The 15,347-nt window shown below is 60.8% G+C and carries 12 protein-coding genes; 8 read left to right on the top strand and 4 right to left on the bottom strand.

The features are described from left to right. The first annotated feature begins 56 nt into the window (after window positions 1-56). Together AC5RK6_RS05745 and AC5RK6_RS05740 are read left to right on the top strand one after the other, a co-directional pair. Window positions 57-608 carry an NADPH-dependent FMN reductase gene (locus tag AC5RK6_RS05745; RefSeq protein WP_087070467.1) on the top strand — a complete coding sequence of 184 codons (552 nt, stop codon included), beginning with the start codon at window positions 57-59 and terminating at the stop codon, window positions 606-608. 11 nt (window positions 609-619) lie between these two features. Beyond that, a complete protein-coding gene (locus tag AC5RK6_RS05740; RefSeq protein ID WP_200807173.1) occupies window positions 620-1,156 on the top strand; it encodes a methylated-DNA--[protein]-cysteine S-methyltransferase in 537 nt (178 codons plus the stop codon). A gap of 68 nt (window positions 1,157-1,224) precedes the next feature. On the opposite strand, the gene AC5RK6_RS05735 is transcribed toward AC5RK6_RS05740, so the two are convergent. Beyond that, on the bottom strand, window positions 1,225-1,839 hold the full coding sequence (locus AC5RK6_RS05735; RefSeq protein ID WP_087070468.1) for an HAD-IA family hydrolase: 615 nt from the start codon (window positions 1,837-1,839) through the stop codon (window positions 1,225-1,227). Between the two features lie 232 nt (window positions 1,840-2,071). Here AC5RK6_RS05735 and AC5RK6_RS05730 point away from each other — a divergent pair, with 232 nt between their 5' ends. Then, the gene (locus AC5RK6_RS05730; protein ID WP_087070469.1) at window positions 2,072-3,325 is read left to right on the top strand and encodes an amidohydrolase; all 1,254 of its coding nucleotides are present in this window, start codon (window positions 2,072-2,074) and stop codon (window positions 3,323-3,325) included. A gap of 42 nt (window positions 3,326-3,367) precedes the next feature. Here the strand turns inward: AC5RK6_RS05730 and AC5RK6_RS05725 are convergent, their stop codons facing one another. From AC5RK6_RS05725 to AC5RK6_RS05715, 3 genes are all read right to left on the bottom strand, one after another. Next, entirely contained in the window at window positions 3,368-4,237 is an 870-nt protein-coding gene (locus AC5RK6_RS05725) for a DNA-methyltransferase (RefSeq protein ID WP_087070470.1), read from the bottom strand. A gap of 183 nt (window positions 4,238-4,420) precedes the next feature. After that, the gene (locus AC5RK6_RS05720; protein ID WP_087070471.1) at window positions 4,421-5,674 is read right to left on the bottom strand and encodes an alpha/beta fold hydrolase; all 1,254 of its coding nucleotides are present in this window, start codon (window positions 5,672-5,674) and stop codon (window positions 4,421-4,423) included. A gap of 35 nt (window positions 5,675-5,709) precedes the next feature. Then, window positions 5,710-7,710, bottom strand: a complete 2,001-nt coding sequence (locus tag AC5RK6_RS05715) for a potassium transporter Kup (RefSeq protein WP_087070472.1) — start codon at window positions 7,708-7,710, stop codon at window positions 5,710-5,712. A gap of 123 nt (window positions 7,711-7,833) precedes the next feature. Between AC5RK6_RS05715 and AC5RK6_RS05710 the strand changes: the two genes are divergently transcribed. From AC5RK6_RS05710 to AC5RK6_RS05690, 5 genes are all read left to right on the top strand, one after another. Then, on the top strand, window positions 7,834-8,130 hold the full coding sequence (locus AC5RK6_RS05710) for a hypothetical protein (RefSeq protein WP_087070473.1): 297 nt from the start codon (window positions 7,834-7,836) through the stop codon (window positions 8,128-8,130). Between the two features lie 52 nt (window positions 8,131-8,182). Further along, window positions 8,183-9,691 carry a M18 family aminopeptidase gene (locus AC5RK6_RS05705; RefSeq protein ID WP_234984469.1) on the top strand — a complete coding sequence of 503 codons (1,509 nt, stop codon included), beginning with the start codon at window positions 8,183-8,185 and terminating at the stop codon, window positions 9,689-9,691. Further along, entirely contained in the window at window positions 9,684-11,369 is a 1,686-nt protein-coding gene (locus tag AC5RK6_RS05700; RefSeq protein ID WP_087070475.1) for a class I adenylate-forming enzyme family protein, read from the top strand. Before AC5RK6_RS05705 ends, AC5RK6_RS05700 begins: the two co-directional genes overlap by 8 nt. 427 nt (window positions 11,370-11,796) lie before the next feature. Next, the gene (locus tag AC5RK6_RS05695) at window positions 11,797-13,581 is read left to right on the top strand and encodes an ABC transporter substrate-binding protein (protein ID WP_284891039.1); all 1,785 of its coding nucleotides are present in this window, start codon (window positions 11,797-11,799) and stop codon (window positions 13,579-13,581) included. 208 nt (window positions 13,582-13,789) lie between these two features. Next, window positions 13,790-15,316, top strand: coding sequence for an ABC transporter permease (locus tag AC5RK6_RS05690; RefSeq protein ID WP_284891038.1), 1,527 nt, complete (start codon window positions 13,790-13,792; stop codon window positions 15,314-15,316). Window positions 15,317-15,347 lie beyond the last annotated feature (31 nt).

Genomic DNA, 15,347 nt, shown 5'->3' with positions numbered 1-15,347 from the left:
GGTAAATGAGAGATTGGTAATCTGGGTGTCGCTCACCTAAACGAAAGGACACGTTTATGAAGATCGCCATTATTTCCGGATCAATTCGCGAGGGCCAGGCCACCGAGGGTGTGGCCCGGTACGTCGCCCAGCTCGCAGCCCAGCGGGCGGGGGAGGTCGCTTACGAACTCGTCAATATCAAGGATTTCGATATTCCGCTCCTCACCAGCCCCGTGGTTCCGGCTGCGGCCAACGGTCGCTACGATAATCCGGCCATCCAGCGCTGGGCCGATAAAATCAGCGAATTCGACGCCTTTATTTTCGTGACCCCGGAATACAACCACGGGGTGCCCGGGGCCTTCAAGAACGCGGTGGACGCGCTGGGCGTTGAATGGATGAATAAGCCGGTTGCTTTCGTGGGGCACGGCTCCATCGGGGGCGTACGCGCTATCGAGCAATGGCGCCAGATTACGGCTAATTTCAATATGCCAGCTATCCGTTCCGAAGTGAATTTCATGATGTTTGAGGACTGGACGGACGGCGAATTCACTCCGCTGGAACGCCGTGCGAGTGAGGTGGAAGCCGTGCTGAGCGGCCTCGAACACCGCACCGCCCAGGTCGCGAAGTAAAGAAACCTCCCGTGACACGTGCCTGCGCCGCAGCGGTATGGCGGACGTGCGATTCCCCACTGGGGCAGTTCGCCGTTGCGGCGCAGGCGCATGCGGTGATCGCGGTGGTGCTTCCCGGGTGCCCGGGCCCGCAGGCGGTTATCGAGATTGAGAATGAGGCCGAGCGGCGCCGGGCGGAGGAGCTTGCCGCCCGGGCATGTGCCCAGCTCACCGAGTATTTCGCGGGCGAACGCACCCATTTCCGGCTCCCTACCGATCTGCTTCTCACCCGCGGCCCCTTCGCGGCCCGGGTGCAGCGTGCCCTCGAGGAAATTCCCTACGGGGAGACCCGCTCCTATGGCCAGCTTGCTGCAATGGTGGGCAACCCGCGGGCGGTTCGTGCGGTGGGATCGGCATGCGCGCGCAATCCGATACCCATTGTGCTGCCCTGTCACCGGGTTCTTGCCGCGCGTGGCGCCCCGGGCGGGTGCGCGGGTGGGCTTGATATGAAAAAAGCGTTGCTACGGCTAGAAAATTCTGTTGTGGCTGAAACTGGCCTTACGTCCTGACAAGTCTGGTTATGCCAGAAAAACTCCCGCGCCGGTACAAACTATCGGGTACAAACTATGCCGCTAGCTCATGAGCCGAGGAGCGGGAGAACCTCCGCAAGATCAGTGATGCGATAATCAGCATCCGCCTCCAGCTCAATACCGGGAGTTTCCAGGAGAGCACCGGCCACTCCAACTTTATGTGCGGTCGTGATATCAATCGGCCGATCCCCAATAGCGAGGGTGCGGGCCGGATCTAGGTGGTGCTTGCTGAGCATATGGGTGAACATCGCCGGGTCGGGTTTGCGTGGGAAACCGTCCTCGGGGCAAACCATATCGGTAACTTGGAGTCCCAAGCCCTCCAGGAGGGTGCGGGCGCTCGCGCGATCCCGGTGCGTGACCACCACATTGATCCCGGGAACCGCGGCAAGAACATCACGCACATGGGCCATCGCGGGCGGCGGTGTGATTTTCCACGAGTCTTTCAATTCCTGTTCGCGCGCCCGAAACTCGGCTTCCGGAATCCCGAAACGGCGTGAAAGCTCGGTGATGGCTAGGTTGGTGGAGTGCCGGGTCAGGCGGGCAACTTCCAGGAGGGAAACCTCCTGACCGGAATCAAGAACAACCGCCTGCAAGGTGGCATCCACATGCGGATAGGTATCCACCATGGTTCCGCCCATATCCCAAATGATGTTGTGGAACATAATCCTCCTCGCCCGGGCGCTGCCGCCGCGTGTACCGGCACCTTTTGGCTCCGCTTACCGGTACACCTCGCCTGCACACTCCCTCCAGCCTAGCCAGTCACCGCCCCGACCTGCCACGGACGTTCGGCGCGGCTGTCGATCCCGGCGCTAAAATAAACGAGGTGAGCGGACGCTTGCGCACTCTGCGCCACGGAGGCGCCCGCACCGCTAGCATCGGATGAGAGGGAACGCCGTGCAGTATCTTCCGGAGGAATTTCGCCTCAGCGCTTCGGACCGGGCCACCATGATCGGTGATTTCCAGTATTTCCACGCCAATCCCGAGCTCTCTTTCCAGGAAGTGGAGACCTCGCGGGCTCTCCGGGGACGCCTGGAAAACCTCGAACTTTCCGGTGCGATCACCCGTGAGATTATCCCCGTGACCGATACCGGTTTTGCCTGCGTGCTGCGCAACGGTTCCGGCCCGGTGGTGGGCTATCGCGCTGATATGGACGGCCTGCCCGTTGCCGAACGTACCGGCCTGAGCTATGCCTCGCGGGCCACCGGAATTGATGCGTCCGGGAAAAATGTTCCGGTTATGCACGCCTGCGGGCACGATTCCCACATGTCGATCGCGCTCGCCTTGGCCCGGGCCTTTGCGGCCCATGCGCAGCTGTGGCGCGGTACCATCGTTTTTGTTTTCCAGCCTTCGGAAGAAAACGGTCTGGGGGCACGCGCCCTGGTGGAGGCCGGTCTGTGGGAGAAAGCTCCGCGCCCGCAGGTCATGTACGGCGGGCACGTGGTGCCACGCCCGGCCGGCTGGGTCAATCTTCATCCGGGTGGAGTGCTGCCCGGCTCGGACGGTTTCGAAGTTATTGTGCACGGGGTGGGCGGGCACGGCTCGCAGCCCCATCGCGCCGTCGACCCTATTGTGATTGGTTCGGCCATTGTTACCCGCCTGCAAACAATCCGTTCCCGCATGACGGATCCGGACCGCAACGCGGTGGTGAGCGTCGGCGTTTTCCAGGCCGGCAGCCAGGACAATATCATTCCGGACACCGCGCGTCTGTGCATCAATACTCGGTTCCGGGATGAGGAAACCCGCGCAATAATCAATACCGGTATCGAGCGGATTATCCGGGCCGAAGCGCTCGCGGCCGGCGCCCCCGAACCTCTGATCCGCCAGATCCGCCAGGTAGATGCCACCGTGAACGACGACGCAGCTGTTGCGGCCTTGCGTGAGGTGATCGGTGCGGAACTGGGGGAGGAGAATGTGGCCAGCGAAACTTTCGGTTTCAGTGAGGATTTTGCGGTCCTCGGGCAGAGCGCCGGTGCGCCTTCGGTATTCTGGCTTTTCGGTGGTTTTTCGCCCGCGCAGCTCGACCCGGCGCACGGGGAGCCCGCCTCGAATCACTCCCCGGATTTCTACGCGGATCCGGAGCTTGCCCTGGAGCCTGCTTATCGGGTAGGTGCCTGCGCCCTCTATTCCCAGGTGCGTGTCGATTCCTGAACTGCCTCTACGGCAATATCCGGAGGTAGTTTCGGATGCGCGCTACTTCCAGCTGACCGCCTCGCCATCCCATTCCCCGAACTGTACCTCATCGGGGAAGCGGGTGCGCATCACCGCGATTGCTTCCGGATTGGCGTCAATGAGCAGGAACTGGCGGTCCAATTCATGCGCCGCGGCTCCGGTGGTACCTGATCCGGCAAAGAAATCAAGGACGCGGTCCCCCGGGCGAGAAGATGCGGTGATAATCCGGCGCAGAATCCCCAGTGGTTTTTGGGTGGGGTAGCCGGTTTTTTCTTTTCCGGTGGGGGAGACGATGGTATGCCACCACACGTCTGTAGGAAGTTTGCCGCGTGCTGCCTTTTCCTTGGTGACTAATCCGGGAGCCATATACGGTTCTCGATCTACATCTTCCGAATTGAAGTAGTAGCTGGCCGGGTTTTTCACGTACACCAAAATAGTGTCGTGTTTGGCGGGCCAGCGTTTTTTCGTGCGAGCGCCGTAATCGTAGGCCCAAATAATCTCGTTGAGGAAACATTCCCGCCCGAAAAGCGCATCGAGAAGCACTTTCGCGTAATGTGCCTCCCGGTAATCAAGATGGAGATAGAGCGTTCCCGAATCGGTGAGGAGCCGCCAGGCTTCTTCCAGGCGTGGTTCAAGAAAACCCCAATATTCGGCGAAGCTATCATCGTAGCCGAGTACCCGCTCCACGATCGTTTCGTAACGCTGGCCCTTGAAACCGATACGATTCCCGGTGCTGGAACGCCGGGTCACCACCGTGGAGCGGCGTTGGGTGCGGCCGGTATTAAAAGGCGGATCGAGGTAAATAAGCTGGAATGATTCAGCCGGTAAGCTCCGGAGAACCGGTAGGTTATCTCCGAACACCACAGCATCCGTATCCGCATTATTCCACATCTGCGTATCCTCACTTTCTTACCGCCGGCCGCCCGCGCGCGGGCCGGCCACTATTCCTGGAGCGCACGTCCCGCGCCCAGTTATCTGGAATTTCCGGACAACTGGGCACCGTGCGGGGTGTTCGGTTAGTGCAGCTCAGCACGCCCGGCTAACCCCGCCGCGGGGCGTTCCTGGCGCGCATAGTTAGCGCAGCCGCGTTCCATCCGCCAATTCAAAGAGCGTGCGCAGCACCGCCCCGTTACTGGAACGCAAACCGCTGTGCTCATGAGTGGAAGTTACGTACCGGTGGATCCCAGGAAGCAGTGCCCCCGTTTCCAACGAGAACTCCAGGGGCACATAGGCATCATTCACGTACACAGCAGCCGCACCGCGCGCGCCTGATTCCCGCAAAGCATCCGGGAAGTAGAGTTGAGGCCACTCCCAGGTGGCCAGCTTCTCAACTACATCCTTCCACGGTTGGAATGCCGGCACGGTATCCGCCCATTCCGCCCACACATGTTCACCGTAGAGAAGCGAAGTATCGGTGCGGAAATCCTCCGGTTGGGTACGCTCCGCGCTCCAATCGGTGACCACGCCGTCCGCGTAGGAGGATTCGTGCAGCACATAGTAGAGCGGGTTACGCCCATCAAACGGCATGGCCGCGGCCAGGTCATAACGGAAAGCGGTGGAAGCCGGATCCTTTTCCAGCAGGTAGTACAGTTCCCGCCACCCGTTATCCGAACCGAGAAGGTGCCCGAGGGAACGCAGCCGCGAAGGTGAGACAATTTCCCCGGTGGGTAATTCGATGGAGCCGCTACCGGCCAGATCCACCAGCTCCCGTACCCGATCCCGATGCGCGGGGAAGCGCCGGTAGTACTCTGCACTGTGCTCCCGCATCTTTTCCCACGTGAGGGAATAGACATCATCAGCGCTGTGGCGCACCGCGGTGAGCCCGCCGGTGAGGAAAGCCTGATCGATATGTTCGGGCGCGACCGAGAGGTAATGCACGGTAGTGAAACCACCGAAGGACTGCCCGAGCAGGTTGATTTTCTCCACGCCGAGCTCGCGGCGCAGCGCTTCGCAATCGCGCACAATGCCGTCAGCGCGCAGGTGGCTGAGATATTCGGCCACTTCCGCGGCGCTTCCCGTGCTCAGGATATCTTCCCCAACGGGTGTGGAGCGCCCTGTACCGCGTTCATCCACAAAAACAACCCGGTAGCGTTCCAGGGCCACATTTAGCCAGGAGGGTTCCAGCGGGGACAGGCTGGGCCGCCAGGCTTCATAACCGGGCCCGCCCTGCAGGTAGAAGAGATAAGGGAGGGATTCCCCGCCCGGGCGGGTGGCGATGCGAGCAAATATATCAATGGTGCGCGCATCTTCCCGATCCGCGGTGAGCGGCACCGTGAGGCTGAGTTCATCGAGGCGAAGCTGCTCGAGGTAGTGCGTTGTTGTCGTCATACTAGGAACGCTACCAGGCGCTTCGACATTAGTAGCTACACGATGACCTCGCGGGAAATCTCCACGGTGCGATCCGCCGGGAGACTCCTCACCCAGGCCGGCGATGCGGAATGGCGCGCGATCCGCGCAAAAAGCCAGGCTTGCCAGCGAGCCAATTGCGGAAAATCACCGGTGGCGGCAGAGCTCGTGGTGCCCGGAGCTGCGTCGTCGTTCTTCCCACGCGAGCGTACCCCCAGGTGGCTGAGCACCCACTGGGCCTCGCTCAGCTTCCAGGAACCCCACCCGTATTCGTGTTGCGCCCATTCCAGATCAGCCGGAATATTGCGGATATCCATGAAGCCGTAACGCATCGTGAGGTGTACAACGCCTTCCACGCGCGGGCTCACCTGCGTGCGGGTAATGCGTTCGGCGCGCTCGATATGGGCCTGCGGGGCCGTTTTAATGGAGAGAATAATAACGTGGTCGCGCAGACTGCGATGTAGCGCGGTGGTAGCCCGCAAAGCCGCCGGAACCGTGGTAGCGAGGGAATGCGGATAGATCACGGTACCCGGAACACGCCGCAGCGGATTTTTCTGCAGCTGCGCCGCGAACTCCGCGAGGGTACCTTCGGTTCGGGCCCGGGTAGCTGCTACCACTGCCTCCCCGCGCCGCCAGGTGAGCATAACGACCATAAGAACGAGGGCGATGAGCAGGGGGAGCCAGCCGCCGGTTACCAGCTTTGCGGCATTAGCGGCGAAAAGCGGAACTTCCACCACTCCGAGCACCACAGCCAGCGCAGCGCTTTGCCACCAGCGCCAGTGCCAGCCGATCACCGTGAGGGCTAAGAGCATGGCGGTGGTAAGAAGGAAATCGGTGGAGACCGCCAGCCCATAGGCGGATGAAAGCCGCTCCGAATCGCGGAAAATCACCACGACGGTCGCTACTGCGGCCACCAGCAGCCCGGTAATATCCGGCAGGTAAATCTGCCCCGCCCCACTCGCGGAGGTATAGCGAATCCGCAGGTGCGGCAGGTATCCCAACCGGGAAGCCTGGCGGGCAATGGAATAGGTCCCCGCGATCACCGATTGCGAGGCGATCACCGTGGCGCCGGTGGCCAGCAGCGTGAGTACCAGGGCCCACTGGGAAGAAACCAGATGGAAGAACGGATCGGCAATGGCCTCCGGATGCTCGAGCAGCAGTGCACCCTGCCCCAGGTAGTTACACACCAGTGCGGGCAGCACCACCGCGAACCACACCGCGGAAATGGGGCGCCTCCCGAAATGGGCGATATCGGCGTAGAGCGCTTCGGCACCCGTCACCGCAAGCACGACCGCGCCCATGGCGAAAAAACCGATGGCCGGGTGGCGAGCCACAAAAGTGAGGGCCTCATGCGGGGAAAGTGCCGCGAAAATTTCCGGATGCGCGGCAATATGCGGGAGGGCGATGAGAGCCAGGCCCGTGAACCACAGCAGCATGAAGGGCCCGAAAATAACGCCAACCCGCCCGGTACCGTAGCGCTGCATCCAACCCAGGGTGAGAAGAATCACCAGTGCGATGGGCACAATGAGGGTGGCGGGGAAGGTCGGGAGCGCCACCCGGATACCTTCGATAGCGGAAAGCACTGAAATGGCCGGGGTGATAACGGCGTCGCCGAAAAAGAGCGCCGCTCCGAACATGCCCGCTACCGTGAAGAGCGCGGCAGCCCGCGGCCGCCCACCGCTGAGAGTGCGCAGCAGGGTGGCGAGGGCAATAATGCCGCCTTCGCCGTCGTTATCCGCACGCAATACAAGAATGACGTACTTGAAGGACACGATAAGAAGGAGCATCCACACCACCAGGGAGATCACTCCGTAAATCGAGGCGTCCGTGAGCGGAACGGCGCCGCCATGCACGGTGAAAACCGCGCGCACAACGTAGAGCGGACTGGTCCCGATATCGCCGAAAACGACGCCGAGAGCGGCCAAACCAAGACCGGCCCGGGCCAGAGCCCCGCCACTGTCGGCACCGTGTTCTCCACCGTCACGCCGCAACGACGCAGCGCGAAAAATTTTTGTCATGAGCGGGAATCCTAGCTACCTTCGCTGACGAAAAAGCATGGAAAAGGTCCGGTGTGATGTTCTAGTCACCCGGTGTACCATCGTCCCAGGAAGCTAATCGTTGCGGTGAGGAGTTCAATAACAATGGAAACGGTGAACGGCGGCACCCAGCTCGCCACGAGCGGGGCGCAGGTCCTTGCCTGGGTGGTTATTAGCGTTTTGGTGCTGGCCCTGGGAATGCTTTTGCTTTTCTTGGCACGCCGCCACGCGGCGCGCGGCACCATGGAAGTCACGCCGGCAGAGGTTGCGGCCGGTGCCGTCGTGGAAAATGACGGTGCGGGGAACGACGGCGCAACTGAGGCCGCCGGCGGGCCTGGCACCACCGGAACCGATCCCGCGGGGGATTTCTGGGATTCCCCGGAGGGTAATTCGCGCCCCTAACCGCTGAAATAACGAGGCCGGGGTGCCCCGGCGGTCACTAGACTGGGAGGCCATGAGTATGTCTGAGTTTGCCGAGTCCACGCCTGATACCGCGCAGGCGGATACCGCGCCGGTGGATCCAATGCGGGTCCGGGAAGGTACCGCCGCTGATCACCACGCCCGCGGATACGCGCAGTTCATCGCGGAATCTCCGTCCTCCTACCACGCAGCTGCGCAGCTCGCGCGCATTCTGGAAGCACACGGTTTCACCGAGCAGCGCGAAACGGATGCCTGGGAGGCGCGCGGGGCGCGCTATGTGCGGCGCGGTGGGGCATTGATTGCCTGGGTGAGCCCGCGAGGTGCGGGTTCCGGTGAACTAGCGCCGTTCCGAATCCTGGGTGCACATACCGATTCACCCAGCCTCAAACTCAAGCCGGCCGGCATTTCTCGTCACGGGGGCTACACCCAGGTCGATATGGAAGTGTACGGCGGGCCACTACTCAATTCCTGGCTTAACCGTGACCTTGGCCTGGCCGGGCGTATCACGGATATGGACGGTCGGGAATACTTGGTTCGTACCCCCGCCTGCATGGTGATCCCGCAGCTCGCCCCGCACCTTATTTCGGGTAACCGCGATAGCCTCACCTTGGATCGCCAGCAGCATCTCCATCCGATTGTTACCGGGGCGTGCGGGGATGCCGGGGTGGAATCGGAGCTCGGCGCCGATACCGATAGCGATCTTTTTGAAACCCTGGCGCGCTATGCGGAGCCGGGCCCGGAGGGCCGGGAAACGCCCGGTGCCGAATGGATCGGCTGGCATGATATCTACGCATATGATGTTGAGCCGCCGCGGCGCAATGGGACGTACCTATCCGCCGGGCGTCAGGATAATTTATCCTCTGTATATGCCGGCCTTCGTGCGCTCCTCGATGGGGTGGCTGCGGGCGTGGGGAATGACGCGACTCTTCCCTACTTCCCAGTTTTCGCCGCTTTCGACCACGAAGAAGTCGGTTCGGGAACCACCAGCGGAGCCAGCGGGCCCTTCCTGGAAACCGTGCTGACCCGCATCGCGGAAAGCTTCGGGGTGCGCGGGGATAGCTGGTACCGGCTACTGGCGCGTTCGGCCTGCATGTCTGCCGATGCCGGGCACGCTCTCAACCCTAATTACGCGGAGTATTACGACCCGGATTCCGCCCCGCGCGCCGGTGCCGGCCCGCTTATCAAAATGAACGCCCAGCAGCGTTACGCCTCCGATGCCGAATCCGTCACGCTCGCTCTCCGGGCGGCTAGTGATGCCGGCGCTGCTTACCAGTTCTTCATTTCCCGGAATTCCATTCCCTGCGGCACCACCATCGGCCCGCTGACGGCTACTCGCCTGGGTATCACCACGGTGGATGTGGGCGTACCCCTCCTGTCCATGCACTCGGCGCGCGAGCTCTCCCACGTGGATGATCTCTACCAGCTGCGTCGCCTCATTCGCGGTTTCCTTTTCGGGGAGCACGCAGCTGATATGCCGGATGCGGATCTCGCGGATACCGGCGGGGGAGCGGGGTCGGGCTCAGAAAGTGAGAGCAATGAGTAGCGTCCCCGTCACGAACGTTGCCTATCTGCTTGATCGCACCGCTTTCGCCAACCCGGATCGCCCCTGTCTCTTCTATGACGCCACCGCCCTGACGGTCGGTGAGGCCCGCGATATCACCTCCCGCCTCGCCCAACTTTTCGTCCAGGCCGGTGTCTCACACGGGGACCGCGTTATGATCGTGGCCCATAATTCTCCCTATCACTATCTGGTTGCGGTGGCCTGCGCCCGCATCGGTGCGGTTTACGTTCCGGTGGACGCCCGCCTTCACCCGGTGGAGATTCAACGCCTCGTCGATTTTGCGGCCCCGCGCGTTCTTATCGCATGCGCGGAGATAGGCACCGCCGGCGCCTTCACCTCCACGGGAACTCTTATTCATTTTGTTATCGACGACGACGTCCTCGCCCCACCTTTCACTCCCGCCCTCACCAACGGCTATATTGCTCTGAGCGCGGCAACCGGGAGTTTCACCGCTGATTTCGTTGCCGATGGCACCGCCGGTCATCCCGCTTTTAATACCGAGGGATACCCGAGTGGGGTTGCCGTTATGATGTTCCGGCCCGCGCCCCCGGAAGCGCCCCGAGCCCTCGAACTTACCCATGACAATTTGTGGTGGGCGGATCGTATTTTCCATGATGCTCTGGGCTACGGGCGTGATGACATTTTCTTACACAGCGCTCGATGTTCCTCTATCGCCGGGTTCAACGGCGGCACGCTCTTCCACTTCGCGCGCGGGGGCCGCATTGTTATTGCGCGTACTCCCTCTCCGGCCGGCCTGCTGCACCTTATTGAAGAACGCCGGGTCACCACCATGTTCGGCACCCCCACCACCTATTCTTTTATGCTCGACGACGACACCTTCGTCGCCCGGGATCTTTCCAGTCTTCGCTACGCCTTCGTGGGCGGAGCAGCGGTACCGCCCGCTCTTATGGGGCGCCTGGATGCCGCGGGTCTACATCCGCTGAATATATGGGGGTCTGTGGAAACAGGCGGCGTCGGCCCGTATCTTCCCACCGCGCGCGTGGCGCACAAGGCTGAAACGGTGGGGCGTGCCATGCCCCACGTGGAGATTCGCTTGGTGGAGCCGGGTACCGATACCCCGGTGGCGCCCGGGGAAAGCGGAGAAATGCAATTACGCGGACCGAGCATTTCGGCCGGATACTGGCACGGGGAGAATTACCAGCGCTCCTCCTTCGCGGGGGAATGGTTCTGCTCTCAAGACCACGCGCGGGTAGATGCGGATGGATATATCACTCTGGTTGCCCGGGTCACCGATACCATCAAAACTGGGGGAGATACCGTTCACCCCGAAGAAATTGAGCGGGTACTCCACCAGTACCCGGGAGTGCGTTCCGCCCTGGTCACAGGTGTGCCAGATCCGGTGTGGGGCCAGGTGGTGGGCGCCGCCATTGTGATGGATTCCCACGAAGCCCGTCCCGAAGATTTCGCTACCCCGGATCCGGTAACCGGCGGTTTCGCGGTGGTGCCCCAGAGCCTACCCGTGCCCAGCCTCGATCAGCTCAGGGCTTTTGCTGCCCAGGCGCTCGCCTCCTTCAAACTCCCGCGCCTCCTGGTGGTGCTTGATGAGCTTCCGGTGGGCGATGACGGGAAGGTGTCCCGGGCGCGGCTGCGCGATCTCTTCGGGCACGGTACTGCCGCGCCCGCCCCCGCGGCGCCCTAAAACAGTGCTTATCTCATTGCTGGAATGATTTTGAGAAAAACTATCTCACCATATGAGATATACCTGGCGTGAGACGTGACTCCTTCCGGGGGTGGTTCTATCGGGATCCTCGCCCGTAAACGGCTCTATGCTGCGATTTTCTCCAATTTTTGCAAGCGTGAACATTTGCACATGAAAAAACACTGAGCCTAAACGTAAAGAAATCGTCAAGACTCGTGTAGGCTTTTTCCATGGTTAGAGCGGTGGCGCTGGCTATCCGCACAGGATGTCAATGCGTGTTCCATCCTGTGGAGATCGTCAACGCACCGGATTCCTGAGAATCCGGCACCGCTTTTGCATATTCCACGCGCTCACGGCGCGAACATGATCACTCCGTACCGGGGGACTGCCCCCGCGGCACGGAAACAGTCAATGAGGAGGTTCCTTCGTGAAGAAGACCGCTTATCCCTTGGTGGCCGGAGCAGCCGCGCTTGCTCTGGTCATGACTGGTTGTTCCTCCAACGGCAAGGGTGGCCCCACCCAGGTCGAAGGAAATGTCAACCGGACCGCTTCGGTTACCATCGGTGCCGATGAATTCCTGGGCTACAATGGCTTGACGCCCACTACCTACAGCTCGGCCAACTCGCTTGTTGTTGATCGCATGATGCCCGGATTCGGCTACTACTCCGCCAATGGCGAGTGGAAGCATGGCACCCCGCTCGGTGACTATGAAATGGTTTCCGAGAACCCGCTCACCGTGAAGTACACTTTCAACGATGATGCTAAGTACCAGGGCGGCGAACCCATCACCTGTGAAGATGCCTACATGGACTGGGTTAGCCAGAACCCGAAGTGGATTATGGATGGCCAGGCCGCTGCAGGCTCCGATGAACCGCTGTTCAACCACGTATCCAGCCCGGATACCTACGCGGACGGTGTTCCGGAAGGCCCCCAGTGCAATGCGGGTGACCGTTCCTTCACCATCACCTACGCCGCTCCGAATCCGGATTGGCAGCTGGTTGTTTCCGGTCCGCTTCCTTCGCACGTGGTAGCCAAGAAGATCGGTATCTCCAAGAAGGAGCTCTTCGAGGCCCTCAAGAACAAGGACTTTGCGACCGCCAAGAAGGCCGCTGAATTCTGGAATAACTGGAATTCGCCCACCCCGGGCCAGCTGCCCGCCGCGGAAGATGCGCCGTCCTTCGGCCCTTACACCCTCAAGGAAGGTGGTTGGGAAGCCGGTCAGTACATCACCATGGTTCCCAATCCGGATTGGTGGGGTGAGAAGCCCGGTCTTGATGAACTGGTAATCCGCTTCATCCCGCCGGAAGGCCAGGTTCAGGCCCTCGCCAACCAGAACGTCAATGTTATTGAACCGCAGGCCACCAAGGACACGCTCGATGCACTCAACGGCACCCAGGGCGTGACCGTCCTCGAAGGCAACACCATGATTTGGGAGCACTTCGACTTCAACTTCGGCCCCGGCTCCGTCTTCGCTAATGACAAGGGTGGCCTCGCGCTGCGCCAGGCCATGGCCTACTGCATCCCGCGTCAGCAGATTGTTGATTCGCTCATCAAGCCGCTCAACGCTAATGCTGAAGTCCTCAACTCGCGCGAATACTTCCCGGATAACCCCGAGTACAAGGAAGTTGTGGCGGCCTCCTACAACGGTGAATACGACACCGTGGATATCGAAAAGGCCAAGGCCAAGGTTGCTGAATCCGGTATCGCCAACCCGGTGGTCCGCATTGGATACAACCAGCCCAACCAGCGCCGTTCTGATGAGGTTGCCCTCGTGACCTCCTCCTGCGCCCAGGCCGGTATCACCGTCCAGGACGTCGGAGCCCAGGGCTTCATGGCCCCGGGTGGTGGCTATGAGAGCGGCGACTTCGACATGGTGCTCTTCGCCTGGTCCGGCTCCGGCCAGATTGTTTCCGGTGCGAATATCTACAAGTCCAACGGTGGCCAGAACAACACCTCGTATGCTAACGCCACTGTTGATACCGAATGGGACAAGGTTTCCTCCAGCCTGGATCCGAAGGTCCAGAAGGAAGCCAAGAAGGTGATTGAGAAGGAACTGTGGAACGACCTCTTCGGTATCCCGCTCTTCACCCACCCGGGTATTGCGGCCTACACCACGGGTATGGAGAACGTTGAGCGCAACGTCACCCAGTCCGGTATTGGTTGGAACGCCGAAAAGTGGGGCTGGGGCTCCGCTCCCGCCAAGGCTGAGTAATCAGCTCTATGCATAGGAAGTAATAGTTATTTTCTAGCTGCACCGGAGGGGCCGCGCTTGCGGCCCCTCCGGGCGTGCAGTCTCATGCGGCCTTCCTGTGTTACATCCCACGTCCCATTTCGTCTGGAAATGCTTATGTACTATAGTCACCGAGTAAAATTGTCCGAACCGGCGCCCATCGGCACACAGAACGGAAAGAAGTCTCGCGGTGTATAAATTCATCGCCAAACGAATTGGCATCTCAGTACTCATCCTCTGGGCCGCGTCGCTCCTTATTTTTGTTCTTACGATCAATTCTGGCGACCCCCTCGAGGACCTTCGCGAATCCAATAACCCGAATCGCGAAAACCTCATGCAGCAGCGCTCCTCCTTCATGGGCCTCGACCTGCCCTGGTATGAGCGCTATTGGGCTTGGCTGACCGGAGCTGCGAAATGCTTCATCGGTCAGTGCGACCTGGGGATTAACCGTTCCGGACAGTCTGTTAATGACATGCTCGGTCAGGCCGCTTCCGCCACCTTGCGCCTCGTGCTGGCGGCCACCTTCCTCGCGATTTTCTTCGGAATCTTCTTCGGTGTGATGAGCGCAATCCGCCGCTACACCGGTTTCGATTACATCGTGACCTTCCTCGCCTTCACCTTCTACTCACTGCCCGCCTTCGTCTTCGCGGTGCTCCTGAAGGAATACGGCGCTATTCGCTTTAACGACTGGCTGGCAGATCCAACAATCTCACTGGTCACTATCGTGATATTTGCCGGCATCTTCGCACTCTTTGTACAGGCCCTCGTGGCCGGCGGTCCGAAGCGGCGCGCCATGGCCGCGGGCATCAGCTTCGCCGTGGCTTTCGGTGTTATGGAATACATTTCCGTGACCCGTGCCTTCCTTGAACCTACTGGCGGGCTGTGGATTGAAGCTCTTATGGGCCTGGCCGGCACGGTGCTCTTCACCGGCCTCTTCCTCGGATTCTCCAATAAGCGCGGCTTTGCCGTGGTGGGAATCAATGCTGCAATTATGTTCGTCATCGTGGCGGCCTGCTCGAATATGCTCTGGGAGCCGACCTGGGGCTTCCTCATCTTGATTCTGGTTCTCGGGATGGCCGCTTCTGTGGGCGTGTCCTACTTCTTCGGTGGCTACGCGCGCCGCTCGGTGACCTGGGCATCGATCTGGGCCGTCTTCTCGGTGTGGATCGCGATTATTTTCGATTTCGCCGCCCGCTACTGGTCAACCTACCTGCCGCTCACCCAGAACCGCCCGATTTCTACTATCGGTTCGATGACCCCGAATTTCCAGGGTAGCCACGTATTCTGGCTGAGCTTCCTGGATTCCTTCACCCACCTCCTGCTGCCGACGATCTCGCTGACGCTTATGTCTATTGCGTCCTATACGCGCTATACGCGTTCGTCGATGCTGGAAGTGCTCGGTCAGGATTACATCCGTACCGCACGGGCCAAGGGCCTGCCCGAACACACGGTTATTACCCGGCACGCTTTCCGTAATGCCATGCTGCCGCTGCTGACCATTATCGCTTTCGATTTTGCGGGCCTGATCGGCGGCGCCGTTATTACCGAAACGGTCTTCGGCTGGAAGGGCATGGGTGAACTCTTCCGAACCGGGCTTGCCCAGGTGGATCCGGCCCCGGTTATGGCTTTCTTCCTGGTCACCGGCGGAGCCGCGGTGCTTATGAATATGGTCGCGGACATCATGTACGCCTACGTCGATCCTCGGATTAGGCGGTAACCATGAGCCTGACAACCCCCATGAATCGTCA

Source organism: Actinotignum sp. usb-actsch-213, from assembly GCF_059085665.1.
Note: the sequence above shows the minus strand (reverse complement) of the source record. Positions and strands in the feature narration are given on the sequence as shown.

Coding starts and splice junctions, on each gene's coding strand:
- AC5RK6_RS05715 (WP_087070472.1), bottom strand. CDS start 7,710: ATGACAAAAATTTTTCGCGCTGCGTCGTTGCGGCGTGACGGTGGAGAA.
- AC5RK6_RS05710 (WP_087070473.1), top strand. CDS start 7,834: ATGGAAACGGTGAACGGCGGCACCCAGCTCGCCACGAGCGGGGCGCAG.
- AC5RK6_RS05705 (WP_234984469.1), top strand. CDS start 8,183: ATGAGTATGTCTGAGTTTGCCGAGTCCACGCCTGATACCGCGCAGGCG.
- AC5RK6_RS05700 (WP_087070475.1), top strand. CDS start 9,684: ATGAGTAGCGTCCCCGTCACGAACGTTGCCTATCTGCTTGATCGCACC.
- AC5RK6_RS05735 (WP_087070468.1), bottom strand. CDS start 1,839: ATGTTCCACAACATCATTTGGGATATGGGCGGAACCATGGTGGATACC.
- AC5RK6_RS05745 (WP_087070467.1), top strand. CDS start 57: ATGAAGATCGCCATTATTTCCGGATCAATTCGCGAGGGCCAGGCCACC.
- AC5RK6_RS05720 (WP_087070471.1), bottom strand. CDS start 5,674: ATGACGACAACAACGCACTACCTCGAGCAGCTTCGCCTCGATGAACTC.
- AC5RK6_RS05725 (WP_087070470.1), bottom strand. CDS start 4,237: ATGTGGAATAATGCGGATACGGATGCTGTGGTGTTCGGAGATAACCTA.